Below are 26,208 nucleotides of genomic sequence, written 5' to 3'. Positions count from 1 at the left end.
ATGAAAAACATTCAAGCGATCATTTTTGACTGGGCCGGAACTACGGTTGACTACGGCTGTTTCGCCCCGGTCCAAGTATTCATCGAGATTTTCAACAAGCGCGATGTACAGATCACGTATGATGAAGCACGTAAGCCGATGGGATTATTGAAAATTGACCATATCCGCGCCATTACTGAAATGGAACGCGTGCGCATCGAATGGAAGAACACCCATGGAAGTGAGCCGACACAGGAAGACATCGAAGCGATGTACAAAGACTTCGAAGACCTGTTGTTCCGCGGCCTCCATCAATTCGCTACCCCGCTTCCCCATGTGACAGAAGTGATGGAACACTTGAGAAAGCGTGGCATCAAGATTGGATCTACCACAGGGTACACAGAAGAAATGATCGAAATCGTCGCTAGCGAAGCGAAAAAACAAGGATACGAGCCAGACACCATCGTATCTTCCACAGAAGTACCCGCAGGTCGCCCTTATCCATGGATGGTCTATGAAAATGCGAAACAACTGAATGTCTTCCCGACAAGTCAGATAATCAAAGTCGGCGACACGGTGGCGGATATGCAGGAAGGAGTTAACGCTGGAATGTGGACAATTGGTGTCGTGAAAGGAAGCAGTACCCTTGGCCTTTCCCAACAAGAGGTCGAAGAAATGGATGCTACCCTCCTTCAAGCCAAAGTCGAATCCGCCAAAAGAACCTTGCTTGAAGCGGGTGCCGATTATGTCATGACAGACATGAGCGAGCTTCCTGAACGGATTGATGTGATTGAAAAGCGGATGAATGAGGAAGTGAGTGCGCATGTCTAAGCTGTACCGCGGCGAAGGGGACGTGAACCAGTCCCCTCTCCGTCAAGCTTGGAACGAACATCTCGCAGACGAAACCACTGCAATCCTGGACGAGGATGAGCACTACTTTTTACATCAGTCGCTATCGACCCCATGCCTGGATGTCATCGAGCGGGCAGAGGGTTCAGCTTTTTACAATGCCGAAGGAAAACGTTACCTGGACTTTCACGGCAATGCCGTCCATCAAATCGGCTTCCAACACCCGAGGGTTATAGAAGCGATGAAACAACAGCTCGATACACTCAGCTTTTCAACGAGACGCTATACGAACCGTCCCGCGATTGAACTCGCTAAACGATTATCAGAACTTGCGCCGGACCCGTTGAACAAATCATTGTTCGCACCGGGGGCTACCTCCGCCATCGGTATGGCGCTGAAGCTTGCGCGCCTTGCAACAGGGAAACATAAAACCGTCTCGATGTGGGAATCGTTTCACGGAGCTTCGATGGATGCCTTGTCTATTGGAGGTGAAGCCCATTTCCGTCGCCAAATAGGTCCGCTCCTTCCCGGTGCGATCCACGTCCCCCCTATTCAGAACTACCGACCAAACTGGGAGGGGGCGGGCCTTGATGATCGACAGCTCGCCTCGCATATTGAATACCTATTCGAACAGGACCCAGACATCGGCGCATTCGTCATGGAAACCGTCCGGAATACAGACGTGCAGCTTCCTTCAAAAGCGTTTATGAAAAAAATCAGAGCACTTTGTACCAAATACGATGTAAAACTCATTTTCGATGAGACCGCCATCGGTATGGGACGTACCGGACGCTGGTTCGCTTTTCAGCACTACGACATCGTCCCTGACATGGTCGTCCTCGGAAAAGGATTAGGCGGAGCCGTTTATCCCATGGCATCCTTGCTCGTCGATGAATCCTTAGATGTTGCGGGAAGCACGTCCCTTGGTCATTACACACACGAAAAAAGCCCACTCGGGGCGACTGCGGCCTTGACGATGATTGACGTTATCCAGGAAGAAAAACTTTTAGAGCGTCTACCAATCCTGGAGCAAAAAATGAAAGCCCGTCTGGAAGCGTGGAAACAACGCTATTTTCTGATTGGAGATGTCCGGCACATCGGTTTTCTTTTTGCCATCGAACTCGTGACCGACCGTAAGACGAAAGAAAAAGCGACAGACGCAGCAGAAGCTGTCATGTACCACTGTTTGGAACATGGACTCAGTTTCAAAGTTTCAAAAGGGAACGTCCTGCAGCTTTGTCCTCCTTTAAACCTATCAGATGAAGATTTGGAGGAAGCTCTGAACCTATTAGAATCAGCTCTAGAAAACGTGCAGCAACGAGAGGAGAATCCGTATGCCAAACCATGATCACTACCTACTGCTCACTCCCGGTCCTTTGACAACGACCGCTTCAGTGAGAGAATCGATGCTTAAAGACTGGTGCACGTGGGATGATGACTACAAGTCCATCGTTCAGTCGATCCGCTCAGACCTTTTGTCTCTCGCCGAAGTATCGGAAAAAGACTACACCAGTGTTCTCATGCAGGGAAGCGGCACATTCAGTGTCGAGTCCGTCATCTCCACCGCCGTCCCTGACGATGGAAAACTCCTTGTCCTCGTCAACGGTGCGTACGGAAAACGCATCGCTGAGATTGCCGAACGGCTCCAGCTGAGCGTACGGACGATCGAATTCGGGGAAACGGAAATGCCCGACGTAGAAAAAGTAGAAAACGCGCTTGAACAAGATGAGACGATCACTCATGTAGCCGTCGTCCATTGTGAAACGACAACCGGCCTCCTGAACCCGATCCACAACATTGCCGATATTGTAAAACGCTACCACAAAACGTTCATCGTCGATGCCATGAGCAGCTTTGGCGGGATTCAGATGTCCATTACGGAAATGGATGCCGATTATGTGATCAGCAGTGCCAACAAATGCATCCAGGGCGTCCCTGGTTTTGGTTTTGTCATCGCCAAACGAGAAGCCATTCAACAGTGCGAAGGTCAGGCCCGCTCGTTATCTCTCGATTTGTACGATCAATGGAAGACGATGGAGGATCAGGAAGGAAAATGGCGCTACACTTCCCCGACCCACACCGTACGCGCGTTCAAGCAGGCACTCGAAGAATTAAAGCTGGAAGGTGGCATTGAGGAGCGACAGATACGGTACGAACAGAATCAACGGACACTCGTCGATGGTATGCGCGCGCTCGGCTTCACTCCCCTTCTCCCTGATGAGTGGCAGTCGCCGATCATCACACCGTTTTATTATCCGGAACATGAGGCGTTCCATTTTGAACGTTTCTACGAAGAGTTGAAATCCCGCGGTTTTGTCATCTATCCAGGTAAAGTAACGAACCTGAAGACATTCAGGATCGGAAATATCGGAGACATTCACCCATCAGATATAGAAGCATTGCTTGAAGCTACACGAGAAAGTATATACTGGCTCGAACCTGTTACCAAATAAGGAAACCCTTCGACTTTCCACGCATGAAAGAGGAAACAATACGCAATCCTCTTTCATGTATAATGGAAAGAAAGGAAGGTCTTTGTCACGTTAGGAGGGACGACATTGTCACTCGTCGCAGAAGAACGGAAACAAAAAATACTACAAATGCTTGAACTTCAAGGCAAAGTCCGAGTCAGCGAACTTGCCGAACAATTGGACGTGTCGACCGAAACCATTCGTCGACACTTAGACGATTTAGAAAACCAACAAAAGCTCAAAAAAGTGTATGGCGGAGCTGTAAGAAACGAAACGTCCAACGAACTGCCGCACTATGAACGAGAATCCATACACATTCAGGAGAAAAAGACCATCGGACAAGCCGCAGCCGATCAAGTCGAAGATCACGACATCATCGTCATCGATGAAGGAAGCACTCCGCTGCAGATGATTCCTTTTCTAAGAGGAAAGAAAAACTTAACGATCATGACCAGCTCCATTCCAGCCCTGAACCGGCTGATGGAATACACGAAACGCAAAGAACTCGAAGCCCGCGTCATCTTTATCGGCGGTGAAGTAAGCGTCGATCACCTGCGCACATCCGGTCCGATTGCAGAGAAAATGATGGAAGACTTCTACGTGAATAAAGCATTCATCGCTACAGACGGTGTTGACATCGACCACGGGATTACGAGCTTCGATCCGAACAAAGCACTTTTTACTAGGAAGCTGATTGAACAGTCGGGGAGATCTTATATTCTGGCGGATTCTTCTAAGATTGGGACTCGGACTTATGTGAAGATGTCTAATTTGGAGGATGTTTATGCTGTTGTAAGTGATGTCCCGCCGCCTGAGGATTGGGGACCTATCTTGCAACGTATAGGTACGGAATGGATTACTATGTAAAACAATAAGGAGGTACTAGTGTTTGGTTGTCTCTCCAAACACTAGTACCTCCCTGTTTCCACACTAAAAAAGAGCATCACACTTGATAAGTGTGATGCTCTTTTTTTAGTGTTTACACGTCACGACGTTTTTTAATGCTGTAGTTTGTATGAGCAACAACAGTTTTTTCGAAATCTAAATTGAGCTCGTGGAAATCATCCATAATAGTCATGTCGCAAACAACAGAATTTTGTAAATTAGCAGAAGTTACGACAGCTTCAAACTGTTGGCCGTCTTTTTGAAAAGTTATGATATCACCTACGGTTGCTTTTTCCTCTTCTTTTACTTTCTGTTCTTCTTCTGAGTCTTTCTTTTTAAATGCAGCATCAACTAAATTTTTGCTTATGTTTTCATCAGCCATGAGAAATTCCCCTTCCTAGTGAATTGTAATGTAGTCTCGCTTTCGTTTGTTTCAAGATTCAGGCCTAGGGTTTCCTTATCTATACCCTTAATTAAGTGCCCTCATTCTCCTTAGATTATTACTCTAACATGATTCTTTTTTTCGAAGAAAGGGACTAACGCTTCCTAGATGAAGATGAAGCCTCAGAACCGCCTCCAAATTATCCTCACCGATAAATCATATAATCCCAATGCCCATCTAAGGCTTTCCTAATCCTTTCCCCTCTAACTTTCAACAACGATTCATCTAAAGTCTCTTCTCCATCCAACACTTTAATTGTTTCCTGGATAGCTGCTTGGACTTTTCTATACTCAACTTTTTCCCATAATCGCAAGTAAGGAATGAAATCCTTGTTACCAGATGCTTTTATCTTCTCAAGCATAAGAAGAATCATTTTTCTGTCTCGATCTTTGAGATAGGTCATATCCGGTTCTTTTTTCCTTTCTTGGATCCACTCTCCCCATTCACGCATGAGTTTGTCCGCGTACTGATCGGACTGGATCTGCCACCCTCGATCTGTGAAAACGATAAGGTGGATCTTCCCGAATTTTTGAAGTTCTATAAAGTCTTTTTTGATCATCCAATTGATTTTCTGTGTAATGTCATCAATTTTTTCACTTTTATAGAACCCATAACCAGGACTTTTATCCAATTCGTACTCCAACAACTTCTTCTCTTTCGATCCTTTCAAAATCTTCGCGAGTTGTGTCCTGCCTCCTTGGGCAATAATCCAATCTGCTGTATCAAGGATGATTTTGATTTCTTTATGAGATAAGGGAGAAGATCCCATTGAACATCAACCTCCGTATCATTTATCACTTTTGTTAATATTCCGTCCTGGTAAATGATTAGTTTTCAGATCTAGATATCAAAAAAAGCAGGAGAATCCCCCTGCTTTTCCTTTATACATCCTCTACTACTCTCACTACCTTATTTCCACAGTTTTTGCATTTCCCATCCAACATCACCCCTGCAGAATGGTCAACGATTATAAAGTCTGTGATCGTAACTACATCATTGCAATGGGTGCAACGGACATTTGCGATCAGTTTCTTCCTGAAATCTTCAGGTATGGATAACCACTTCCTGTTCGCTTCCATTCCATCGCCTCCTTTATATATTTATTGAGGTATACTTTTATTTCTTCTCCAACCACGTCACACACTCTACGTGGCTCGTCTGCGGGAACATATCTACTGGCTGAACTTCCTTCGTCTCATACCCGCCATCTTCAAGAATACGCAAATCACGAGCAAGCGTAGAAGGATTACAAGATACATAAACAATCCGCTCCGGTCCCATATCCAACATTGACTTCAGCAGCTCTTCGTCACAACCTTTACGCGGTGGATCGACAACAATAACATCCGGACGAAGTCCCTGGTTACGCCACCATGGCATAAGCTCTTCCGCTTGTCCGACGTAAAATTCTGCGTTCTCCATCTTGTTCAGACGCGCATTTTTCTTCGCATCGGTGACTGCTTCAGGTACGATTTCTACTCCGTACACTTTCTTCGCTTTTTGAGCGAGGAACAAGGAGATGGTTCCAATTCCGCAGTAAGCATCAATGACAGTTTCCCCGCCTCTTAGATCGGCATATTCTAGAGCCTGATCATAGAGTTTCTTCGTCTGGGTCGGGTTGACCTGGTAGAGGGGGAAGCAGGGGGGACGGTTCTAGCGCTTCCCACTAAAGTCATTCCTTGATTAGCGACTTGCAGTGCCGTCTGTGAAACTTCACTAGTCATCAATGACAAGTCAGATACAAAGACCTCCTTGTATTTATTCTTTAATTCAACATTGTCATCAGTTACTCTTCCCAAAGAAAGTTCATCACCAATAGGGTTAGAGACAACAATTTCATTTATTTCATTTGAGTTATTTAACTTTTTATCTTCAGACATTTAAACTATCTCCTTTGTCTTTTCATTAGATAGATTCATGGAAATCAATGAACATTTTATAAAAAATGCCCCCTCAGCACGTTAACACCATAAAGTACTGGGGCAGGCGTCGAAAATCATGCTATTGTTAATGATGTACAACAGCCGGAAGATTGGGGACCTAATTTGTAACGTATTGATACGTTTCTATATAAAACATGGGGGCGGTACTTGTGATTGGTTTCCTCTCTAAAAACACAAATACCGCCCCTTTCTTATTCATCTCCACTCATACTTCTTATCGTCAAAACCATTATCGATTTCCTAACTCTTAACTAAAGAACGGACTCATATGGATCATCGCGCCCCGGTGAGCACATGATCACTGTATAATCTATTAGCTACTATCCTCACAGAAAAGGCATAAATAATGTTTCGCCGAAGGAAAAAAGAAACACATAAATGTAAATGGCCATTTAAATCAAGCGTAACTCAGGAAAGTACTCAACTCTCATTGTTGCTGTTTGTATATAGGATGTTGAACATCTGATAGCCTAACACTGAAAAAAAATACTTTTTATTATTAGAACCATAATTCTTAATTTTTTCGGTCTCATAATCTCTATAAACTATACCTGAATCCTCAAACCAATCTTTGGAGAATGGATTTAAATATTTTCCAATATAGCTGTTGAGATGATCATTTATTTCGTCGTGTAGCTCAAGAGAATCGTTAATCTCTAATAAGTAATTAACAAAATCCTTTAGGTAAATAATTCCTTGTTGGACATTGGAATGCCCTTCTTTTTCTAAAATAGAAGCAATTCCCTGGACCTCTAATGGTTTGTTTTCCTCCAAATGTTCCACCTCCCGTTAGTTAAAAAACCTCAATAAGGTTAATTATCCCTATAATTATTGATATTAGTAAAGCAACTGTACCTATTGTTCCTGCATTGGAATTAAGCATATCAAAGAAATCCTTAGCTTTACTACTTTCTACTCTTCCAACAATTCTTTTAGGGACTTTAGTATATAGTGTTGATCCAGGTAAAACATTATTAACGACTAAACTACAAAACTTTTGGTAGCGGTTTAGCGTTATTGGCTGTTGTCCTAAATTAAAGACTGTTATAAGTAAGTGCCCAGCGTAGCCCGGGTCCACTTTTGAAGTTGTATTCGTTAGCCCCTTCTGCATCAAACCAACTTTAGGAATAATCTGGCCAAACCTTACTCGGGGAAATTCTATGTACTCTTCTGTCTGAATAATTACTGAAGATCCAGGTAGTACTTGAATAGATTGGTTTTCTTTTAGCTCTGTTTTATGAATATTATTATGGTTCCAATATTCACATCCAACCCTTAAGTCATATGAAGTATTAGAGTTTTCTTCATTTGCCACTTGTTTATCGTCAATGTCCTTAATCAACAGTACATTACTCTCGACCCCGCCCAAGCCATGAAATTCCTCACTATTAGTTACCACAGTTTTCCTCTTCCCACTTAAAATAAAAGGTACCACTGACATTAAAAAACACTCCCCTAGCTGTTGTCATTGTTAATTTCATTATACAACAAGCTAGGAACTATGCCTTTATTATTTTGATATTTTTTACTATCATACAGGTCATATTCACCATCTATTGAAAGATAATAAATTTGGCAAATTGAAATATAAGGATATATTCTAACTGGTTGAATACATGATATCTCTAAAGTCCAGTAACCTTTAAAGCCAACATTACCGAACGGAGAAGAGGTATGTATAGAAACACCAAGTCTGCCAATTGAAGAACGTCCTTCTATAAAAGGTACATTTTTATACGTTTCAGTGAATTCCACTGTTCGCCCTAAATATAACTTCCCTGGTTCAAGTACATATCCGTCTGCAGGTATTTTCACTTTACTCGTAGGGTTATTTTTTTTCATATCTAGAGTATTGTCGTTGTAAATCAATATTTCATCATGCAACTGCAGGTTATAACTGTTAGGATTTAAATGCCTCTCATCATAAGGGTTTATTACAATATCTCTTCCCATTTTTTTCTCTATTTCTTTTCCCGATAATAAAATTTTGGACACTCCTAACATTTAATAAAGCTGATGAATAGCATAGACTATTTTACATTTAATGGAATTTCAGCTTTACTTAAGAGATTTAAAGATGCCTTACTTTTATCTTATCTAAACAAAACCCATTGCCATAGTATCACTTTACATCATTAAGTATAAATAATGTAAAGTAATAAAGTATATTTTTGGTTTGAGAAGGCTCAACAGTCTTTAATTGTATTGATGCTAGCCTAAACACTTCTTGTACATTGACACCCAAGAATTTCCGTTAACAAACAATCTCTGAACCTTACATTTCTTGTTTCTCTAACCACGTCACACACTCCACATGGCTCGTCTGCGGGAACATATCGACCGGCTGAACTTCCTTCGTCTCATACCCGCCATCCTCTAAAATGCGCAAATCACGAGCAAGCGTAGAAGGATTACAAGATACATAAACAATCCGCTCCGGTCCCATATCCAACATTGACTTCAGCAGTTCTTCATCACAACCCTTACGCGGAGGATCGACGACGATCACGTCTGGACGCAGCCCCTGGTTGCGCCACCAAGGCATAAGCTCTTCCGCTTGTCCGACATAGAATTCTGCGTTCTCCATCTTGTTCAGACGAGCATTCTTCTTCGCATCAGTGACGGCTTCTGGTACGATTTCTACGCCGTACACCTTCTTCGCTTTTTGAGCGAGGAACAAGGAAATGGTTCCAATACCGCAGTAAGCGTCAATGACGGTCTCCCCGCCTCTTAAATCGGCATAGTCTAGCGCTTGGTCATAAAGTTTCTTCGTCTGGGTCGGGTTGACCTGGTAGAACGATTTCGGTGAAATCATGAATCGGATATCGCCGATCGTGTCATAAATATATTCACCGCCCCAAAGGATGTTCGTCTCTTTTCCAAGGATGACGTTCGTTTTCGCACTGTTGACGTTATGGACGATCGATTTCACGTTTGGAAAAGCATCACGGATTTCATCAATCATTTTATCTTTGTGCGGAAGCTTTTTCGTCTTCGTGACGAGAACGATCATGATGTCTTTCGTATTCTGACCGGTACGGACCATGATGTGTCTTAGAACACCGCGGTGGGTCTGTTCGTCGTACGCATCAATTCCATGTTTGGATGCGATACGGCGAACGGTTTCGACCATGCGATCGTTCATTTCGTCCTGGATCAGGCATGTGTCCATGTCGATGATGTTGTGGCTTCGTTTCTGGTAGAAACCTGTCATCAGTTCACCGTCTTCCTTTTGACCGACAGGAATCTGAACTTTATTTCGGTAACGCCATGGGTCCTCCATGCCAACCGTTGAATGGACAGGGACATGTTCGAGGTGGCCGATTTTCTTCATATTATCTTTAACTTGTTTTTGTTTCATATCCAGCTGCATTTGGTAGCTCATATGCTGAAGCTGACAGCCGCCACATTGGTAGAACACATCACATGGGGGCTCGACGCGGTCTTCACTTGCTTCAGTCACTTTCACCAGCTTGCCAAAGCCGAAGTTCTTTTTCACTTTGACGACTTTCACTTCGGCCTTTTCGCCTGGAAGGCCATACGGTACGAAAAGTGGATAGCCATCGACTTTCCCTACCCCATTGCCTTCGTGGGTCAAATCTTCAAAGCTCAGTTCAATCGTCTGGTTCTTCTGTACCGGCGGTTTCGGTTTCGCCATTGTTCATCCGTCCTTTATCGCTTTCTTTATCTATATACTCTACACGTAGTTTATCATATCCATAAGTGTGAAGTCGCCCCGAGGGGCTAGAGTACTGCCTACAAACAAAACAAAAGAACGCCACTGTCTCAAACAGCAGCGCTCCCCATTATTCTTCTTCGTCGGTTTCTTCTTCTTTAAATTTGTCTTCTGGAACAAAAAAGTCCAGATGTCTGTATAAATTGACAAATTCCCCGGGCAATAATCCACCAAATTCCCCATCAATATTTAACTGCATCTTTTCATCTGTTTTTACTTTCACACGGCTTGCGGTCGTGTGGATGAATTTAGGGTGATTCAAGTGGTTACCCTGTATCGCAAGTGTTGCCAGGCGGACGAATTCGGCGATGTTCATTTTTTCAATGATCATCAGGTCGAAAAGTCCGTCATCCATACGGGCGGATGGCGCTAATTTTTCAAGGCCGCCAACAGAGTTGGTGTTACTGACAAGGAAAAGCATGATCTCGCCTTCATACCATTTGCCGTCATACTCCATCTCAACATAAGTCGGACGGATGGACGGCAACATTTCGATGCCTTTTAAGTAGTAAGCGAGCTGACCAATCATCGTCTTCAGCTTACTTGGTACTTCATAAGAGATTTCTGTAATTTTACCGCCACCGGCGATGTTCATGAAATATTGGTCGTTGACACGGCCGATATCGAGTGGGTGGCTGTAGCCTTCCAGGATGATATCCACCGCTTTATGAATGTTCCTAGGCACGTGTAAAGCACGGGCAAAATCGTTCGTTGTCCCGACTGGAATGATGCCGACTTTCGGTTTGTGTGGTTTTTCGGCAAGTCCGTTGATCACTTCATTGATGGTTCCGTCTCCCCCTGCAGCGACTACGAGATCGAATTCACGATCGACGGCGTATTCGGCTGCTTTGACGGCGTCACCAGCACATGTTGTGGCATGAGTGGAGGTTTCATAACCGGACTGTTCGAACCGTTGCAAAATGTCCGGGAGAACCTTGCGTATGACTTCTCTTCCAGAGGTCGGGTTGTATATAATTCGGGCACGTTTCATCGTGTATGACCCCCTTTTCTATCCAAGCATGTTCCATTCTACATCATAGCGCTTTTTCCTGGATTTGCAAACCATTTCTATAGTATATGATAACAAGTCCTAAACCATACGAAAGCACGCACCAACAAGTGCGTGCTTCCTTTATGATTCAACGGTTAGCGCTTATCCATTTCTTCTAAAATGATCTTGTTGACCATCGGTGGGTTCGCTTGTCCTTTGGTCTCTTTCATGACTTGGCCGACAAGGAATCCAAGAGCTTTGTCTTTTCCGTTCTTGTAGTCTTCGATGGACTGCGGATTGTTGTCCATGATACCAACGACGATTTCAGTCAGCTGACCTTCGTCTGAAATTTGGACAAGTCCTTTATCCTTAACGATCTTCTCAGGATCGCCGCCTTTTTCTACAAGCTCAGTGAAGACTTTCTTCGCGATCTTGGAACTGATTGTTCCGTCTTCGATCAGCTGGATCATCTTCGCAAGAGAAGCTGGTGTCAGTTCCAGTTCATGAAGCTCTTTGTAGTGTTTGTTCATGTAAGCTGATACTTCACCCATCAACCAGTTGGATGCCTGCTTGATGTCCGCTCCTTCGGCAATGGTTTCTTCGAAGAAATCAGAAAGCTCTTTGTTGTTTGTCAGAACCATTGCATCGTACTGTGGAAGCTTCAGTTCTTCGATGTAACGCTTCTTACGAGCATCTGGAAGCTCAGGGATTTCGGCACGGATGCGTTCTTTCCAAGCTTCGTCGATGTGTAGAGGCACGAGATCCGGCTCTGGGAAGTAACGGTAGTCGTCAGAGCCTTCTTTGACACGCATGAGGATCGTTTCTTTCGTCTGCTCATCGTAACGGCGTGTCTCCTGAAGGATTTCACCACCAGAAAGCAGTTCTTTCTGCTGACGCTTCTCTTCGAATTCCAGACCCTTTTGTACAAAGGAGAAGGAGTTCAAGTTCTTCAGCTCTGTCTTCGTACCGAATTCTTCCTGACCGATCGGACGGATGGAAAGGTTGGCGTCACAACGTAGTGAACCCTCTTCCATTTTACAGTCGGAAACGCCTGTGTACTGGATGATGTTTTTCAATGCTTCCAAATACGCGTACGCTTCTTTCGGTGAACGGATGTCCGGCTCAGATACGATTTCAACGAGTGGAGTTCCTTGACGGTTGTAGTCGACAAGAGAGTATCCGTCATCGCTGTGTGTCAGCTTACCAGCGTCTTCTTCCATGTGAAGACGCGTAATGCCGATCCGTTTCTTCTTGCCATCGACTTCGATATCGATGTAGCCATTCTCACCGATTGGCTTATCAAACTGGGAGATTTGATAAGCTTTCGGGTTGTCCGGATAGAAGTAGTTTTTACGGTCGAACTTCGTATCTGTGGCAATATCACAGTTTAAAGCCATGGAAGCTTTCATCGCGAAGTTAACAGCTTCTTCATTTAATACCGGAAGCACACCAGGATACCCAAGGTCAATCGGATTCACGTTCGTATTTGGATCATCTCCGAACATGTTCGGAGACGGGCTGAAGATTTTCGAGTCTGTTTTCAATTCTACGTGGACTTCAAGTCCAATAATCGTTTCAAAGTTCATTAGCGCGCACCTCCAAGGGACGGGCGTTGTTTATGATAATCAGTCGCCTGTTCGAAGGCATGAGCGGCACGGTAAACAGTACCTTCATCAAAGTGTTTTCCGATGATCTGAAGGCCGATTGGAAGACCGTCTCCAGAGAAACCGCATGGGATGGAGATTCCTGGTACACCTGCAAGGTTAACTGGAATCGTCAAAATATCGTTTGCATACATCGTCATTGGATCATCGACTTTGTCCCCTACTTTGAAGGCAGGTGTCGGTGTTGTCGGCCCGATGATCACATCGTAGTCTTCAAACACTTTTTCAAAATCGTTCTTGATCAATGTACGGACCTGTTGAGCTTTCTTGTAGTACGCATCGTAGTACCCGGAGCTCAACGCGAATGTTCCAAGCATGATCCGGCGTTTCACTTCGTCACCGAAGCCTTCCGCACGGGAACGCATGAACATGTCGAGCATGTTTTTCGCATCTTCGGCACGCTTACCATAACGGACACCATCAAAACGGGCCAGGTTCGCAGATGCTTCAGAAGAAGAAATCAGGTAGTACGTAGATAGCGCGTACTTGGAGTGAGGAAGAGAAACTTCTTCCCATGTTGCCCCCATTTTCTCGTATTCTTTAAGAGCAGCTTTGACTGCTTCTTTTACTTCTTCAGATACCCCTTCAGAAAGGTATTCTTTCGGTACACCGATCTTCAACCCTTTGACATCGCCAGTCAGAGACTCGGTATACTTCGGCACGTCAACGTTCGCAGAAGTAGAGTCCATCTTGTCATGACCAGCAATCGTCTCAAGCAAGAACGCGTTGTCTTCGACGCTGCGAGTGATTGGTCCGATCTGATCAAGAGAAGAGGCGAACGCAATGAGTCCGAAACGGGACACACGGCCGTATGTCGGCTTCAATCCGACTACACCACAATAAGCAGCTGGCTGACGGATGGAACCACCAGTATCAGATCCCAGAGAGTAAGGAACTTCTCCTGCCGCTACTGCTGCTGCAGAACCACCACTGGATCCACCTGGAACATAGTCCGTATTCCATGGGTTACGTGCTGCTGCGTAGCTTGAGTTTTCGTTGGAAGAACCCATCGCGAATTCGTCCATGTTCAATTTTCCGATCGTGACGGACTTTGCATCATTCAGTTTGTTGACAACCGTCGCGTCATATAAAGGATCATCAAGGTTGGACAGGATCTGGCTTCCTGCTGTCGTACGCAGCCCTTTCGTTACGATGTTGTCTTTCACACCGATTGGCAGACCGAAGAGCTTCGCATCGTCGTTGCCGCGCTCTTGATCAAGTTCTGCCGCTTTCTTTTTCGCTTCTTCTTTGTTCAGCGTGATAAAGGCCTGGACTTCTTCGTCCACTTCTTCAATACGCTTGTAAGACTCCTCCACTAAGTCCGTGACAGAGATCTCTTTGTTATGTAGCTTCTCTTGAAGCTCACGTAATGTATAGTCAAATAAAGACATCGTCGAACCTCCTTATTCCAATACGGATGGCACTTTGAACTGTCCATCCTGCTTGTCCGGTGCATTTTTCAGTGCATCATCCTGAGAAATCCATTTCTTAGGCTCGTCCTTACGCATGACGTTCTTCAGGTCAAGAACGTGGGTCGTAGGTTCGACGCCTGTTGTATCTAATTCATTCAACTGTTCGGCATACGTGATGATATCATCAAGCTGCTTCGTGAATGTCGTTGCTTCTTCTTCCGTGATCGCAAGGCGCGCGAGATTCGCGACGTGCTTCACTTCCTCTTTGCTAATTCTGGACATAATGCGACCTCCATTTCGATCTCACATAATATATGATCATACCAAATATCAGAATCCATTTTCAACGTACGGATACACCTTTCTTAGTTTAACACATCAGAAGGACGCTGTCTTATCGTGGATGCTTCCTCTTACTGAGTATGTTTCCGTTGAGTTCAATAGTGGGAGGAGGTCCGGGAAATCACTCGCTTTCCATGGGCGTACGGTGAGCTTCCTCGGGCTGAAGCCCTCCGGGATCTCACCATGTACTCTAATCCCATTGGAGTCTCGCAATTTCCCGAACCTCCTTGCGTTTTTGAGTAGAACGGAAACTTCATTTGTAAGACCCTAAGCAATAGTGTTCTTCCTTATATCTAAAGCACTGCAGCATTCTATAACATGTAAAATACTGAAGTCACTAATGGAACCAAGCCCATCATTGGAAAGGAAACAGAGCAGGAATGATCGATTGATGATTTCTTCATCCTTTGCTTACAACAGGACCCTTTGGCAGATAAAGACTCACCACTTATCCATGAGAAGTTAATCATCTCCCGCTTTCGTTCTTCATGAAACCAAAAAAATTCCCGACCATAAGGCCGGGAATTTTGTGATTAAAAACTTCTTACATTTTCGTAACTTTATCGAATTCTTCAGCGATTTCTTTCGGTGGTTGACCAGCAAGGCTGACTAGAATAGCTACAAGACCAGCTAGGATGAAACCAGGTACGATTTCATAAAGGTCGAAGATTCCGCCACTCAAGAAGTCTCCCCAGACAACAACGGTAACAGCACCGACGATGATTCCGGCAAGTGCACCATTACGTGTGATGCCTTTCCAGAATAGGGACAAGATGATAACTGGACCGAATGCGGCACCGAAACCTGCCCAAGCGTAAGATACAAGACCAAGAACGGTACTGTCCGGGTTACCTGCAAGAAGCACGGCGATCAATGCGATACCGGCTACGGCAACACGACCAACCCATACCAATTCTTTCTCAGTAGCGTTCTTACGGAATAGTGCTTTGTAGAAGTCCTCTGCTAGTGCAGAAGAAGATACAAGCAACTGAGAGTCAATGGTACTCATGATGGCAGATAGAATCGCTGCTAGTAAGATACCAGCAATGATTGGGTGGAACAGGATCTGAGAGAATGTGATGAAAATCTTCTCAGAGTCGACGAGCATTTGAATGCCGCCTTCTGTCATAACTTCTGCATTAAATGTAGACAGATCCGCTACATCTGCAGTGTTAATGTAAGCAAGTCCGAATAGACCTGTGAAGATGGCACCGTAAAGACCTAGAACCATCCATCCGATACCGATCAAACGCGCTTTCGGAACGTCTTTAGCAGAACGTAGCGCCATAAAACGTACGAGGATGTGTGGTTGACCGAAGTAACCTAGTCCCCAAGCAAGGGAAGATAGGATCGCAAGGGCACCGACACCTTGAACCATGTTCAAGTGGGATGGATCGATTTGGGCTACTGCGTCTGTTGCAGCATTCCAACCACCAAGTTCAGTGATCGCAACAATTGGTACAGCGATCAATGCAAAGAACATCAAGATACCTTGAACGAAGTCTGTCCAACTTACGGCTAGGAATCCACCTAGGAAAGTATAGGAAATAGTTACAATTGCACCTAACCATAGAGCTTGTGTATAGCTCAAAGCAAAGGAAGCTTCAAACAGCTTCGCACCGGCAACCATACCGGAAGATGTATAGAAGGTAAAGAATAAAAGAATGACAGCTGCAGAAATGACACGTAATACGTGGGAGTGATCACGGAAGCGGTTCTCAAGATAGTCTGGAACAGTAATCGAGTCATTTGCAATCTCCGTAAATACACGAAGTCGGCGTGCGACGAACTGCCAGTTTAAGTATGCACCAATAGCTAGGCCGACACCGATCCAAGCAGAGGATAATCCTCCCGCATAAATAGCACCTGGCAAACCTAGTAGCAACCAACCACTCATGTCGGATGCACCGGCAGATAGCGCGGCAACTCCTGGACCTAAACGACGACCACCTAAGACATAATCAGATAAATCACTTGTTAGACGATATGCTGCAAAACCGATTCCGAGCATACCGATTAAATAGACAATAAACGTTATTAACGTTGCAGTACTCATGTTTTGTTATTCGCTCCTCTCAGTGAATAGTGTAATGATGGATAAGATGATTAAAATTGGCATTGGTACAAATAACCAGAACCATGTTGCTCCAGCGATGGTTGCTGATGTTGCAGTAGCGAGTTCAAACACATTTCCACCTCCCAAATGTTGGTTTATACAATCCTATGCAAGTCGTACCGACGCATGGTTCTTAAGTCATATAGACTTGAAAAAACCAAACACAGGTACAACTATATCATATAACTTTTATAAGAACATTGCAAAAATTGTGTGAATTTTGCATATTTGCATTTTTATTCGTTTATTTAGTATAAAAATACACATATATGTCTTTTTTATGATATTCATTCAAAAAATTTATTTTTAAAAATTTCAGCAGCCGTTAAAAAATGGTGAAATTGCCCCTTTTCCCCACAGCGTTAGTATGTTCCAAATTACTTTAAAAAATCCCTTTCCACTTACATGTGGATAAGGGATTTTTTGGTTGTCATATTACAACATTTCAGATGTTGTTTTTCCTTGCATATGATGAATAAGATAATCAGGTCCACCGGCCTTTGAATCGGTCCCGGACATGTTGAAGCCTCCGAATGGATGATAGCCGACGATCGCTGCTGTACAACCACGGTTGAAGTAAAGGTTCCCAACGTGGAAATCTTCACGCGCCTTCTCAATGTGTTCCCGGTTGTTGGAAATGACAGCACCTGTCAGGCCATATTCCGTGTTGTTTGCGAATTCGATCGCTTCATCAAATGATTTCGCTTTGCTGAAACCGACGACAGGACCGAAAATTTCTTCCTGCATGAGCCGTGCTTCCGGATCAAGGTCAGCAAAAACGGTCGGTGCGATGAACCAGCCTTTGCTGTCGTCTCCTTTTCCACCTGTCATCAGTCTTCCTTCTTCTTTACCAATGCTGATATAATTCATGATCTTATCATAGGCACCCTGGTCAATCACCGGTCCCATGTAATTGCTGTTGTCCGTAGGATCGCCGTAGTTCACTTGCTCCTTCGTCTTCTGGACGACGCGATCCAACAGTTCGTCATAAATATCTTCATGTGCGATGACGCGGGAACATGCCGAGCATTTCTGTCCAGAGAAACCGAAGGCGGAGTACGTGATCGCATCAGCAGCAAGCTCCAGATCAGAGTCGCTGTCAACGACAATCGTATCTTTTCCACCCATTTCAATGATGGTACGCTTCAACCACTTTTGACCTTCATGAACTTTTGCGGCGCGTTCAAACAAACGCGTCCCTACTTCACGAGATCCTGTAAAGCTGATAAAACGCGTACGAGGGTGATCGACAAGGTAATCGCCGACCTCTTTTCCACTTCCCGGGATATAGTTGATGACCCCTTTAGGCAGCCCAGCTTCCTCTAAAACTTCCATCATCTTATAAGCAATGATCGGTGTCGCACTCGCAGGCTTCAGAAGAACCGTGTTCCCGGATACCATTGCCGCAACCGTCGTTCCGCACATGATGGCAAACAGAAAGTTCCACGGGGAAATAACCACACCTACCCCAAGCGGAATGTAATGGAACCGGTTATTTTCAATCGGTCGTGAATTGATTTCCACACCTTTATCGATTTCAAGCATTTGTCGCCCATAATACTCAAGGAAGTCGATCGCTTCAGCTGTGTCCGCGTCCGCTTCTTTCCACGGCTTCCCGCCTTCTTTTACGAGATGTGCCGTAAATTCATGCTTACGACGACGCACAATCGCCGCAGCGCGGAAAAGGATGTCCGCACGGAACTGCACTTTCGTCTTTCTCCACCAATCAAACGTCTCGTCTGCCACCTGATGAGCTTTCTCAGCAAGATCCTGGTTCGCCTTCGACACATAGCCGATGACTTCTTTCTTGTTGGCCGGATTGACCACTTCGATCTTGTCATCTGTCATAATTCGCTCTCCGCCGATGATCAGAGGATACTCTTTTCCAAGGTCCGCTTCTACCTGCTTAATTGCAGCCTGCAAAGCTTTCCGATTTTCTTCCACTGTGAAATCAGTAAATGGTTCGTGTTTGTAAGGGACTACCATTCAAAACCGCCTCCTTGAAAAGTAAAATGGGTGACGCTATGTAATCGTTTGAATATTATCACATTAAGCGTTTCCATAACTATTCTACCGTAACGCTGAATCTAGTTCAAACGATTGAGGCTGATTTCAGCTTAAATATCCAACTGTGATAAACTGTGTTCAAACATTTGCTCATATAATCGAATTTCCTCAACATTTTTCTACTTTTGTCGAAATTTAATCATTCCACTAATAATGTTTATCTATAAGAAAGCTCCCGATTGTGGAAGACTCAGTTTAGAGACTTTTGTTGAGTGGATGGGGGCTGCGGGGAATGACTCGCTTTCCGCGGGAGCGCGGTGAGCCTCCTCGGACTGCGTCCTGTGGGGTCTCACCCTGCACTTTTTCCCGCAGGAGTCTCGCCATTCCCCTCCGCCCCTTTGCCATGGGAGACTCTCGAAATCACTTCTGGAAGAATCAGCTTGTATGACTGAGGAAAGTGGATCATATAACCTCTCCACAAGCAGGCATTCAGAATCTATAAGCTTGATACAGAGCGCTTTATGCCTGCCATAGGAGGGGAAATGGGAGACACTTCCTCTAGGTATAGGGGTTCGTTTCTCCTTACTATGAAAGGGGTGGTTGGGAAGCTGCGAGACTCCCGTGGGAGAAAGGAGATCGGCGAGATCCCGCAGGGTGGTAGCCCGAGGAAGCTCGCCACTCCCCCACAGGAAAGCGAGTAGCTTCCCAGCCACCCCTGACGCCTCCCATAGCAAACGAATCCCGGAAAGTCTCGAAACTGAGTCTTTAACAATCCTGCCATTTACTTTAATAACAAAGACCGCGTGGGTTAGGGCCCATGCGGTCTTTGGATTATTCGTAAACATGAACGAAAGGTTCTTGATCACCGGCTTTTTTGACGATCAAGCTTTCCGGCTCATCCATGCTGTGAATATTCACTTGGACATTATAGTGATTGGCAAACATCTCGTTTACAAGACTGTACACATATTGAGTAAACCCGACGACTTCCGATTCAGACTGGAACTGGATCGGAATTTCAATCGATACTTCCTGAAGTTCGTTATTGACATAAAAGCCATTCGCGATCATGCCTACGAAGTTAGGGAAGTAATCGGAGACTTCTTTTCTGAAATCCGTAAAGATTTGAGAGTCATCGAAGTGATCCTCTGATGCTTCGTTAGAAGGAAACAAGACATGTTTTTCCTTGATGGTATCCCATCCATTAATGGTCATGTCCGACCCTTTGACGTATGTTTTGCTTAAAAACTTGCCTGGAACTTTCGAGCTCGCTTCCTCTTCTTCGTAGAGCGCAAACACGACAGGGACATCATTAAGCTCTTCCCGTTTACGGATTCTATCTAATATTTCATCTGCGTATTCTTTTCCTTTTTGGAGGAGTTCTTCTGTCGAATGATCTTCAGAAAGACTCCGCCCCTCTACGGTAAAGTTGTAAACGGTACGAAGTGAGATCCCTATCGTTACTCCACTCAGCTCGACTTTGTTCTCATTCTTACGAACCAGATAGTTTTGTTCGATGATGTTAGAGATATAGCGAGGGCTGTCCCGGAAATCTTCCTCGGTCGCCTGATCTTCATTCAATTCAGGATTCAATCCGTCCTCTACTGCTTCAGGATCCTCATCTTCTCCTACTTCAACATTCCCATCTCGCCCTAACCATGTCAGAAGCGTATCACCATCTAAGTATTGGCCAGGTTGGAAAAAGTACTGATCTGGATCGAAGTATTCTTTGGAATGGCGACGGAGACCACTTTCAAATTCATCAATGTCCATCCGGTTCCCCATCTGGTTTGTCGTTACAGCACGGGCGGTTGAAACTTTCGGACTGCTTTCTGTCAGAATCATCCTGTAATCTTGCTCCGACATGTTGTAGTTCGGGATGATGGCGGATTGATTGTTTTTTTCATCTTTTGTTTCCTGAATGACTTCTTCTCTGTTGTCAAAAACGGGCGTACACGCGCTTACGACGAGCAATGAACTAAGCAACAGTGCGTGCATCTTCCTCATGCTTTCCACTCCCTTAATGAGACCAGCCGGAGCATTAGTTTTCTTTACGCTCCGGCTCATCTTGTATAACCATAAAACGGATCGTTCAATCAGGAGAGAGCGTTTTTGAACTGCTCTTCATCCCAGATTTCAATCCCCAAATCAGTGGCTTTCGTATATTTAGAACCAGCGTCTTCCCCGGCGATCAGAAGGTCTGTTTTCTTACTCACGCTTCCGGTCACTTTTCCGCCCAGCTCTTCAACGATCTTCTTCATATCCGAACGGCTGTATTCTTCCATTTTCCCAGTCAGGACCACGGTCTTATCGCTGAACGGAGAATCCATCGGCTGATCACTCTTCTTCGCACCCTTATACTCCATGTTAAGTCCCAGTTGCTTCAATTCTTCCAATAAATGGATGACTTGGTCTTCATCGAAATAGCTGGCAATCGATTCAGCCATTTTGCTTCCGATTTCAGGGATCGCTTCAAGGGCAGCGGCATCCGCTTCGACAAGCGCGTCCATATGTTCAAAATGCTGGGCGAGGGTGCTTGCTGCTTTTGAACCGACGTAACGCACACCGAGACCGAACAATAGGCGCTCGAGGGAGTTTTCTTTAGAAGCTTCGATTGCATTCAAAAGGTTCTCCACCGACTTCTCACCCATACGCTCAAGCTGCAGCAGCTCTTCACGATCGAGCTTGTACAAGTCTGCGATCGTATGAATCAAGGTTTCCTGGAACAGTTGGGCAATCACTTTTTCACCAAGGCCTTCAATATCCATTGCGTTTCTTGAAACGAAGTGGATCAGACCTTCACGAAGCTGTGCCGGACAGTTCGGATTCACACAGCGTAAGGCGACTTCTTCATCAAGACGGACAAGCTGGCTGCCACATTCCGGACATTCTTCCGGCATGCGGTACGGCTCCTCCTCCCCTGTCCGCTGATCTTCAACAACACGGACGACCTCAGGGATAATGTCCCCGGCTTTTTTGATGACGACCGTGTCTCCGATGCGGATATCTTTTTCGATAATCAAGTCTTCGTTGTGCAAGGATGCGCGTTGCACCGTTGTTCCTGCGACCTTGACTGGATCAAGGATCGCTGTTGGCGTAACCGCTCCTGTGCGGCCGACACTGAGTTCGATGTCTTTCAGCTTCGTGATCGCTTCTTCGGCCGGGAATTTGTAGGCTGTCGCCCAGCGCGGGCTTTTCGCTGTAAAGCCGAGGTCTTCCTGTTGATCTAGGCTGTCTACTTTGATGACGATGCCGTCAATCTCATAATCAAGGTCGGCCCGATGTTCGACCCAGCTATTGACATAGTCGATGACCTCTTCAATATCGTTACACTTTTTCCATTCAGGGTTTGTTTTCAATCCGAGTTCTTTCATTTTCTCCAAACGTTCACTATGGGCGTCGGTTGGGTCGTTTTCCCACACACCGATGCCGTATAAGAAAATGTCTAAGTTACGTTTAGCAGCGATTTTCGGGTCCAACTGTCTCAAAGAACCGGCAGCTGCGTTACGCGGGTTGGCAAAGGGCTCTTCCCCAGTCGCCTCTTTCGCTTCATTTAATGCCATGAACGATCTTTTCGGCATATAGGCTTCCCCACGGACTTCGACGGTCACCGGTTCTTTTAAGCGTAGCGGAATGTTACGGATGGTACGCAGGTTTTTCGTAATGTCTTCACCAGTCGTTCCATCGCCGCGTGTCGCTCCCCGGACGAATAGGCCATCTTCGTATTTCAATGAAACCGCAAGGCCATCGATCTTCAGTTCGCATACGTAATTGACTTCTGTATCGGTGCCGTTTTTGACACGACGGTCAAAGTCACGCAGTTCTTCATCGTTGAAGGCATTGCCGAGACTGAGCATCGGAATATCGTGCTGCACTTTTACAAAAGCATCGAGAGGCTTTCCGCCCACCCGCTGGGAAGGTGAATCCGGTGTCTGCAGATCGGGAAAGTCTTCTTCAAGATTGATCAGTTCCTGCATTTTTTTATCATAATCATAGTCCGAAACACTCGGATCATCGAGCGTGTGGTACTCATAGCTGTACTGCTCGAGTTCCTGTCTCAGTGTTTCGATCTTCTGCTTAGCTTCCGTTGCGTTCATATCCATCCACTTCCTTACGCTTTCGTAATCGGAGCAAATCGTGCAAGCAGGCGTTTGATGCCTGTCGGTGCCGGGAAGGCGATATCCAATTCCATCGCATCTCCTTCACCTTGCACTTTGACGACCGTTCCTTCGCCCCACTTCTTGTGCTGCGCTTTGTCACCCGGCTGCCAGCCGATCTTCTCGCCACCAGAGGTCGCTTTCTTCTCCGGTTTCTTCGCTGCACGCTTTTTCGGAGCAGCTGCTTGAGGCTTCGCGCCGAACGGATTGCTTTCACGTTTTTTATTGAAAAATGGCAGCTCTTCTTTCTGTTCTTTTCCTTCGATCAGCTCTTCTGGAATTTCATGGATGAAACGGCTGATTGGGTTCATGTTCGTCCGGCCGTAAAGAGTGCGCATTTTCGCATGAGAAATGAACAACTCTTTTTCCGCACGGGTAATCCCAACGTAAGCGAGACGGCGTTCTTCTTCCATCTCCTCTTCATCCATAAGTGCACGGCTGTGCGGGAAGACGTTCTCTTCCATCCCGATAAGAAACACAACCGGGAACTCCAGACCCTTCGCTGAGTGCAGCGTCATCAACGTTACCGTATCGTCACTACTAGGGTCTTCATTCATAGAATCAATATCCGCAATCAAGGCGAGATCTGTCAGGAAAGCGACGAGTGTTTTATCCTCAGCGTTCTCTTCAAAGTTTTTCGTTACGGATTTGAATTCTTCAATGTTCTCCAGACGACTTTGTGCTTCGATGCTCTTCTCATTCATGAGCATCTCTTCATAGCCAGTCTTGTCGATCACTTCCTGAACCATATCAGTGGCAGAAAGGAACTCCTGCTGCTCGGCCCAATTCTGGATCATCTTCCGGAAGCTCATGATCGCTTTAGCTGCCTTGGCACTGACGCCGACAAAGTCGACTTCAGCTGCAGCTTCATATAGAGAAATGTCGTGGTCGGCGGCATAAGCTAGCATCTTATCCATACTCGTTTTTCCAACACCGCGCTTCGGTTCGTTGACGACACGCTGGAAGCTGAGATCGTCGTTCGGGTTGGCAATAAGACGCAGGTAGGCAAGCAAGTCCTTGATCTCTTTCCGGTCATAGAACTTCGTCCCACCGATCATCTGGTATGGGACGCCTGCTTTGACGAACGTTTCCTCAATCGTACGGGACTGGGCGTTCGTACGGTACAAAATCGCAACGTCCTGGTAGCGGAATTTTCCTTGGCGGACGAGGTCTTCAATTTTATCAGTGACAAAAAGGCCTTCTTCACGCTCCGTACCTGCCTGATGATAGTGGATTTTCTCTCCACCTTTATTATCCGTCCATAGACGCTTCGGTTTACGGCCACTGTTTTTATCAATGACATTGTTCGCGGCATCGAGAATCAACTCTGTTGAGCGGTAGTTTTGCTCAAGAAGTATCGTACGTGCCTTCGGATAGTCGCTTTCGAAATTCAAGATGTTCTGAATGTCCGCCCCGCGCCATGCATAGATCGACTGGTCGGAATCACCGACTACACAAAGGTTCTGGTAACGGCTCGCCAAATGCTTGACCAATTGGTACTGCGCATGGTTCGTATCCTGGTACTCATCGACGTGGATGTACTGGAAGCGGCGCTGATACGATTCAAGCACTTCCGGCACTTCGTCAAAAAGGCGTAGCGTCTGCATGATCAGATCATCGAAATCGAGCGATTGGTTCTTACGAAGTTTCTTTTGATAGCCTTTGTATATCTGGGCGATTTGTTCTTCATGCATGTTGCCTGCTTGTTTTTCATAATCTTCTGCGGTCATCAGTTCGTTCTTCGAATTACTGATGGCACCAAGCATGGCACGCGGATCCCATTTTTTCGGATCAAGGTTGATTTCTTTCAGCACTTGTTTAATGACCGAAAGCTGATCGCTCGAATCCAGGATGGAAAAGTTGCGGTCATAACCGATCCGGTCGATGTCGCGTCTTAAAATCCGAACACACATTGAGTGGAACGTCGACATCCATATCTTTTCGCCGTCTTTTCCGACAAGAGATTCGACACGCTCTTTCATTTCGCGTGCCGCTTTATTGGTAAACGTAATCGCTAGAATGTTACGTGGGGCAATATCTTTTTCACTAAGTAGATAGGCGATGCGGTGTGTCAGTACGCGTGTTTTACCACTTCCGGCACCTGCCATGATGAGCAGCGGGCCTTCCGTGTGGGTCACCGCTTCTCGTTGTTCTGTATTCAAGCCTTGAATCAATGCGTTCAATGCCTGTGTCATGAGGGTCCACCATCCTTCATCTTCGTTGATTTAACGGCTTCGACCGTTTTTAGAGCAACCTCTAGGTTATCATAAATCACATCGCCGACAACGATAACATCTGCATGGGCCGCCATTTCTGACGCCTGTTTTTCCGAACGGATGCCACCACCGTAGACGAGGGATGTATTTTTCAATTCATGAGCCACGGCTTTGACCAAGCCGGGGTCCCCGTAAGTACCACTGTATTCCATGTAGAAAACGGGCAGACGGAAAATATGTTCAGACATCCGGGCATAGGCAAGGACATCTTCTTGATCCGGAAGCGAGCAATCCGTCCGCTTGAACACCTTCGCCTCTGGATTAAGCACACAATATCCTTCTGTTAGCATGTCCTGCCATTCGATCACATCTGCATACTCTTTAATGGCCTGGTGCTGCACATCAATCATCCACTTTTTATGACCACTGTTCAGGACAAGAGGGATGAAATAAGCATCAAAGCCAGGGGCAATCGCTTCGATGTCCGAAACTTCCAGCACAAATCCGATGTCGTACGCTTCAATGCGCTCTTGCAAATCTGTCACGTTTTCGAACGTAACGCCGTCTGTACCGCCGACTATGATCGCATCTGTTCCTGACATACATATCTTCTCTAAGTCTGCGTCTGTGATCGTCTTATTCGGATCAAGCTTGAACACATGATCCCACTCGCTTATATTGTACATTTCCGTCCTCCAAAACAACAGTTATCCATCTACCCATTATAGCAAATTTTCATCCCCGGGTTGAGGGGCACAACCTAACAATTCTATGACCTTTGAGAGAATATATGGAAATTTATGTATGACCTGGTACACCATTTTATGTAAGACGTGGTCCACCATAAATTGTAAACACACAAAAGCCTGTCCGCTCTATGCTTATAGAGTGAACAGGCTTTTGTTATGCTTTTATATATCTTTGAATGATGTGTATATCTTTGGAAGACGAAGTCATACAAATTTTTACAGACAAATCCTCACCAATTTTTCCACCGC

23 protein-coding genes and 1 pseudogene are annotated in these 26,208 nt (G+C 45.4%); 4 read left to right on the top strand and 20 right to left on the bottom strand.

Annotated features, from left to right (window positions below):
• The 4 genes from phnX to ACXACN_RS18265 all read left to right on the top strand — a co-directional run bounded on the left by phnX (position 1) and on the right by ACXACN_RS18265 (position 4,166).
• The gene (gene phnX, locus ACXACN_RS18280) at positions 1-810 is read left to right on the top strand and encodes a phosphonoacetaldehyde hydrolase (RefSeq protein ID WP_474966355.1); all 810 of its coding nucleotides are present in this window, start codon (positions 1-3) and stop codon (positions 808-810) included.
• The gene (pbfA, locus tag ACXACN_RS18275; protein WP_474966354.1) at positions 803-2,176 is read left to right on the top strand and encodes a (R)-1-hydroxy-2-aminoethylphosphonate ammonia-lyase; all 1,374 of its coding nucleotides are present in this window, start codon (positions 803-805) and stop codon (positions 2,174-2,176) included. The genes phnX and pbfA overlap by 8 nt, the downstream gene beginning before the upstream one ends.
• The gene (gene phnW / locus ACXACN_RS18270) at positions 2,163-3,281 is read left to right on the top strand and encodes a 2-aminoethylphosphonate--pyruvate transaminase (protein WP_474966353.1); all 1,119 of its coding nucleotides are present in this window, start codon (positions 2,163-2,165) and stop codon (positions 3,279-3,281) included. Before pbfA ends, phnW begins: the two co-directional genes overlap by 14 nt.
• A 105-nt stretch (positions 3,282-3,386) precedes the next feature.
• Positions 3,387-4,166 carry a DeoR/GlpR family DNA-binding transcription regulator gene (locus tag ACXACN_RS18265; protein WP_474966352.1) on the top strand — a complete coding sequence of 260 codons (780 nt, stop codon included), beginning with the start codon at positions 3,387-3,389 and terminating at the stop codon, positions 4,164-4,166.
• Between the two features lie 112 nt (positions 4,167-4,278).
• On the opposite strand, the gene ACXACN_RS18260 is transcribed toward ACXACN_RS18265, so the two are convergent.
• The 20 genes and pseudogenes from ACXACN_RS18260 to pcrB all read right to left on the bottom strand — a co-directional run bounded on the left by ACXACN_RS18260 (position 4,279) and on the right by pcrB (position 25,896).
• Complete coding sequence (locus tag ACXACN_RS18260; RefSeq protein ID WP_474966350.1) at positions 4,279-4,566, bottom strand: YkvS family protein; 288 nt, start codon at positions 4,564-4,566, stop codon at positions 4,279-4,281.
• A gap of 205 nt (positions 4,567-4,771) precedes the next feature.
• The gene (locus ACXACN_RS18255) at positions 4,772-5,395 is read right to left on the bottom strand and encodes an RQC-minor-1 family DNA-binding protein (protein ID WP_474966348.1); all 624 of its coding nucleotides are present in this window, start codon (positions 5,393-5,395) and stop codon (positions 4,772-4,774) included.
• Between the two features lie 112 nt (positions 5,396-5,507).
• Positions 5,508-5,705 (bottom strand): hypothetical protein, encoded by a 198-nt coding sequence (locus tag ACXACN_RS18250; RefSeq protein ID WP_474966347.1) that lies wholly within the window; start codon positions 5,703-5,705, stop codon positions 5,508-5,510.
• 37 nt (positions 5,706-5,742) lie between these two features.
• Positions 5,743-6,255: pseudogene (rlmD, locus tag ACXACN_RS18245) on the bottom strand (23S rRNA (uracil(1939)-C(5))-methyltransferase RlmD); the annotation flags it as partial.
• Positions 6,207-6,506: a hypothetical protein gene (locus ACXACN_RS18240; RefSeq protein ID WP_474966346.1), complete on the bottom strand. Its 300-nt coding sequence runs from the start codon at positions 6,504-6,506 to the stop codon at positions 6,207-6,209. The pseudogene rlmD (ACXACN_RS18245) and the gene ACXACN_RS18240, both read right to left, overlap by 49 nt.
• Positions 6,507-6,989: 483 nt before the next feature.
• Positions 6,990-7,343 (bottom strand): hypothetical protein, encoded by a 354-nt coding sequence (locus ACXACN_RS18235; protein WP_474966344.1) that lies wholly within the window; start codon positions 7,341-7,343, stop codon positions 6,990-6,992.
• A 19-nt stretch (positions 7,344-7,362) separates the two neighbouring features.
• Complete coding sequence (locus ACXACN_RS18230; protein WP_474966343.1) at positions 7,363-8,010, bottom strand: dCTP deaminase domain-containing protein; 648 nt, start codon at positions 8,008-8,010, stop codon at positions 7,363-7,365.
• A gap of 14 nt (positions 8,011-8,024) precedes the next feature.
• Complete coding sequence (locus ACXACN_RS18225) at positions 8,025-8,573, bottom strand: dCTP deaminase (RefSeq protein ID WP_474966342.1); 549 nt, start codon at positions 8,571-8,573, stop codon at positions 8,025-8,027.
• Positions 8,574-8,844: 271 nt separating this feature from the next.
• Positions 8,845-10,227 carry a 23S rRNA (uracil(1939)-C(5))-methyltransferase RlmD gene (rlmD, locus tag ACXACN_RS18220; protein ID WP_474966340.1) on the bottom strand — a complete coding sequence of 461 codons (1,383 nt, stop codon included), beginning with the start codon at positions 10,225-10,227 and terminating at the stop codon, positions 8,845-8,847.
• Positions 10,228-10,375: 148 nt separating this feature from the next.
• On the bottom strand, positions 10,376-11,296 hold the full coding sequence (locus ACXACN_RS18215) for a diacylglycerol kinase (RefSeq protein ID WP_474966339.1): 921 nt from the start codon (positions 11,294-11,296) through the stop codon (positions 10,376-10,378).
• 155 nt (positions 11,297-11,451) lie between these two features.
• Complete coding sequence (gatB, locus tag ACXACN_RS18210) at positions 11,452-12,882, bottom strand: Asp-tRNA(Asn)/Glu-tRNA(Gln) amidotransferase subunit GatB (RefSeq protein ID WP_474966338.1); 1,431 nt, start codon at positions 12,880-12,882, stop codon at positions 11,452-11,454.
• Positions 12,882-14,351, bottom strand: coding sequence for an Asp-tRNA(Asn)/Glu-tRNA(Gln) amidotransferase subunit GatA (gatA, locus tag ACXACN_RS18205; RefSeq protein WP_474966336.1), 1,470 nt, complete (start codon positions 14,349-14,351; stop codon positions 12,882-12,884). Before gatA ends, gatB begins: the two co-directional genes overlap by 1 nt.
• Positions 14,352-14,363: 12 nt before the next feature.
• Complete coding sequence (gene gatC / locus ACXACN_RS18200) at positions 14,364-14,654, bottom strand: Asp-tRNA(Asn)/Glu-tRNA(Gln) amidotransferase subunit GatC (protein ID WP_089651494.1); 291 nt, start codon at positions 14,652-14,654, stop codon at positions 14,364-14,366.
• A gap of 604 nt (positions 14,655-15,258) precedes the next feature.
• On the bottom strand, positions 15,259-16,770 hold the full coding sequence (gene putP / locus ACXACN_RS18195) for a sodium/proline symporter PutP (RefSeq protein WP_474966335.1): 1,512 nt from the start codon (positions 16,768-16,770) through the stop codon (positions 15,259-15,261).
• A gap of 6 nt (positions 16,771-16,776) precedes the next feature.
• A complete protein-coding gene (locus ACXACN_RS18190) occupies positions 16,777-16,902 on the bottom strand; it encodes a hypothetical protein (RefSeq protein ID WP_272482815.1) in 126 nt (41 codons plus the stop codon).
• Between the two features lie 363 nt (positions 16,903-17,265).
• Positions 17,266-18,816 carry an L-glutamate gamma-semialdehyde dehydrogenase gene (pruA, locus tag ACXACN_RS18185; protein WP_474966333.1) on the bottom strand — a complete coding sequence of 517 codons (1,551 nt, stop codon included), beginning with the start codon at positions 18,814-18,816 and terminating at the stop codon, positions 17,266-17,268.
• 852 nt (positions 18,817-19,668) lie between these two features.
• Positions 19,669-20,844: a CamS family sex pheromone protein gene (locus ACXACN_RS18180; RefSeq protein ID WP_474966332.1), complete on the bottom strand. Its 1,176-nt coding sequence runs from the start codon at positions 20,842-20,844 to the stop codon at positions 19,669-19,671.
• A gap of 89 nt (positions 20,845-20,933) precedes the next feature.
• Positions 20,934-22,934 carry an NAD-dependent DNA ligase LigA gene (gene ligA / locus ACXACN_RS18175; protein WP_474966331.1) on the bottom strand — a complete coding sequence of 667 codons (2,001 nt, stop codon included), beginning with the start codon at positions 22,932-22,934 and terminating at the stop codon, positions 20,934-20,936.
• A gap of 14 nt (positions 22,935-22,948) precedes the next feature.
• Positions 22,949-25,189, bottom strand: a complete 2,241-nt coding sequence (gene pcrA, locus ACXACN_RS18170) for a DNA helicase PcrA (RefSeq protein WP_474966330.1) — start codon at positions 25,187-25,189, stop codon at positions 22,949-22,951.
• Positions 25,186-25,896 carry a heptaprenylglyceryl phosphate synthase gene (gene pcrB / locus ACXACN_RS18165; RefSeq protein ID WP_474966328.1) on the bottom strand — a complete coding sequence of 237 codons (711 nt, stop codon included), beginning with the start codon at positions 25,894-25,896 and terminating at the stop codon, positions 25,186-25,188. Before pcrB ends, pcrA begins: the two co-directional genes overlap by 4 nt.
• Between the last annotated feature and the right edge of the window lie 312 nt (positions 25,897-26,208).

This window comes from Halobacillus sp. AWM4_238 (assembly GCF_056158265.1).
Note: the sequence above shows the minus strand (reverse complement) of the source record. Positions and strands in the feature narration are given on the sequence as shown.

Coding starts and splice junctions, on each gene's coding strand:
- phnX (WP_474966355.1), top strand. CDS start 1: ATGAAAAACATTCAAGCGATCATTTTTGACTGGGCCGGAACTACGGTT.
- pbfA (WP_474966354.1), top strand. CDS start 803: ATGTCTAAGCTGTACCGCGGCGAAGGGGACGTGAACCAGTCCCCTCTC.
- phnW (WP_474966353.1), top strand. CDS start 2,163: ATGCCAAACCATGATCACTACCTACTGCTCACTCCCGGTCCTTTGACA.
- ACXACN_RS18260 (WP_474966350.1), bottom strand. CDS start 4,566: ATGGCTGATGAAAACATAAGCAAAAATTTAGTTGATGCTGCATTTAAA.
- ACXACN_RS18255 (WP_474966348.1), bottom strand. CDS start 5,395: ATGGGATCTTCTCCCTTATCTCATAAAGAAATCAAAATCATCCTTGAT.
- ACXACN_RS18250 (WP_474966347.1), bottom strand. CDS start 5,705: ATGGAAGCGAACAGGAAGTGGTTATCCATACCTGAAGATTTCAGGAAG.
- ACXACN_RS18240 (WP_474966346.1), bottom strand. CDS start 6,506: ATGTCTGAAGATAAAAAGTTAAATAACTCAAATGAAATAAATGAAATT.
- ACXACN_RS18230 (WP_474966343.1), bottom strand. CDS start 8,010: ATGTCAGTGGTACCTTTTATTTTAAGTGGGAAGAGGAAAACTGTGGTA.
- ACXACN_RS18225 (WP_474966342.1), bottom strand. CDS start 8,573: ATGTTAGGAGTGTCCAAAATTTTATTATCGGGAAAAGAAATAGAGAAA.
- rlmD (WP_474966340.1), bottom strand. CDS start 10,227: ATGGCGAAACCGAAACCGCCGGTACAGAAGAACCAGACGATTGAACTG.
- ACXACN_RS18215 (WP_474966339.1), bottom strand. CDS start 11,296: ATGAAACGTGCCCGAATTATATACAACCCGACCTCTGGAAGAGAAGTC.
- gatB (WP_474966338.1), bottom strand. CDS start 12,882: ATGAACTTTGAAACGATTATTGGACTTGAAGTCCACGTAGAATTGAAA.
- gatA (WP_474966336.1), bottom strand. CDS start 14,351: ATGTCTTTATTTGACTATACATTACGTGAGCTTCAAGAGAAGCTACAT.
- gatC (WP_089651494.1), bottom strand. CDS start 14,654: ATGTCCAGAATTAGCAAAGAGGAAGTGAAGCACGTCGCGAATCTCGCG.
- putP (WP_474966335.1), bottom strand. CDS start 16,770: ATGAGTACTGCAACGTTAATAACGTTTATTGTCTATTTAATCGGTATG.
- pruA (WP_474966333.1), bottom strand. CDS start 18,816: ATGGTAGTCCCTTACAAACACGAACCATTTACTGATTTCACAGTGGAA.
- ACXACN_RS18180 (WP_474966332.1), bottom strand. CDS start 20,844: ATGAGGAAGATGCACGCACTGTTGCTTAGTTCATTGCTCGTCGTAAGC.
- ligA (WP_474966331.1), bottom strand. CDS start 22,934: ATGAACGCAACGGAAGCTAAGCAGAAGATCGAAACACTGAGACAGGAA.
- pcrA (WP_474966330.1), bottom strand. CDS start 25,189: ATGACACAGGCATTGAACGCATTGATTCAAGGCTTGAATACAGAACAA.
- pcrB (WP_474966328.1), bottom strand. CDS start 25,896: ATGTACAATATAAGCGAGTGGGATCATGTGTTCAAGCTTGATCCGAAT.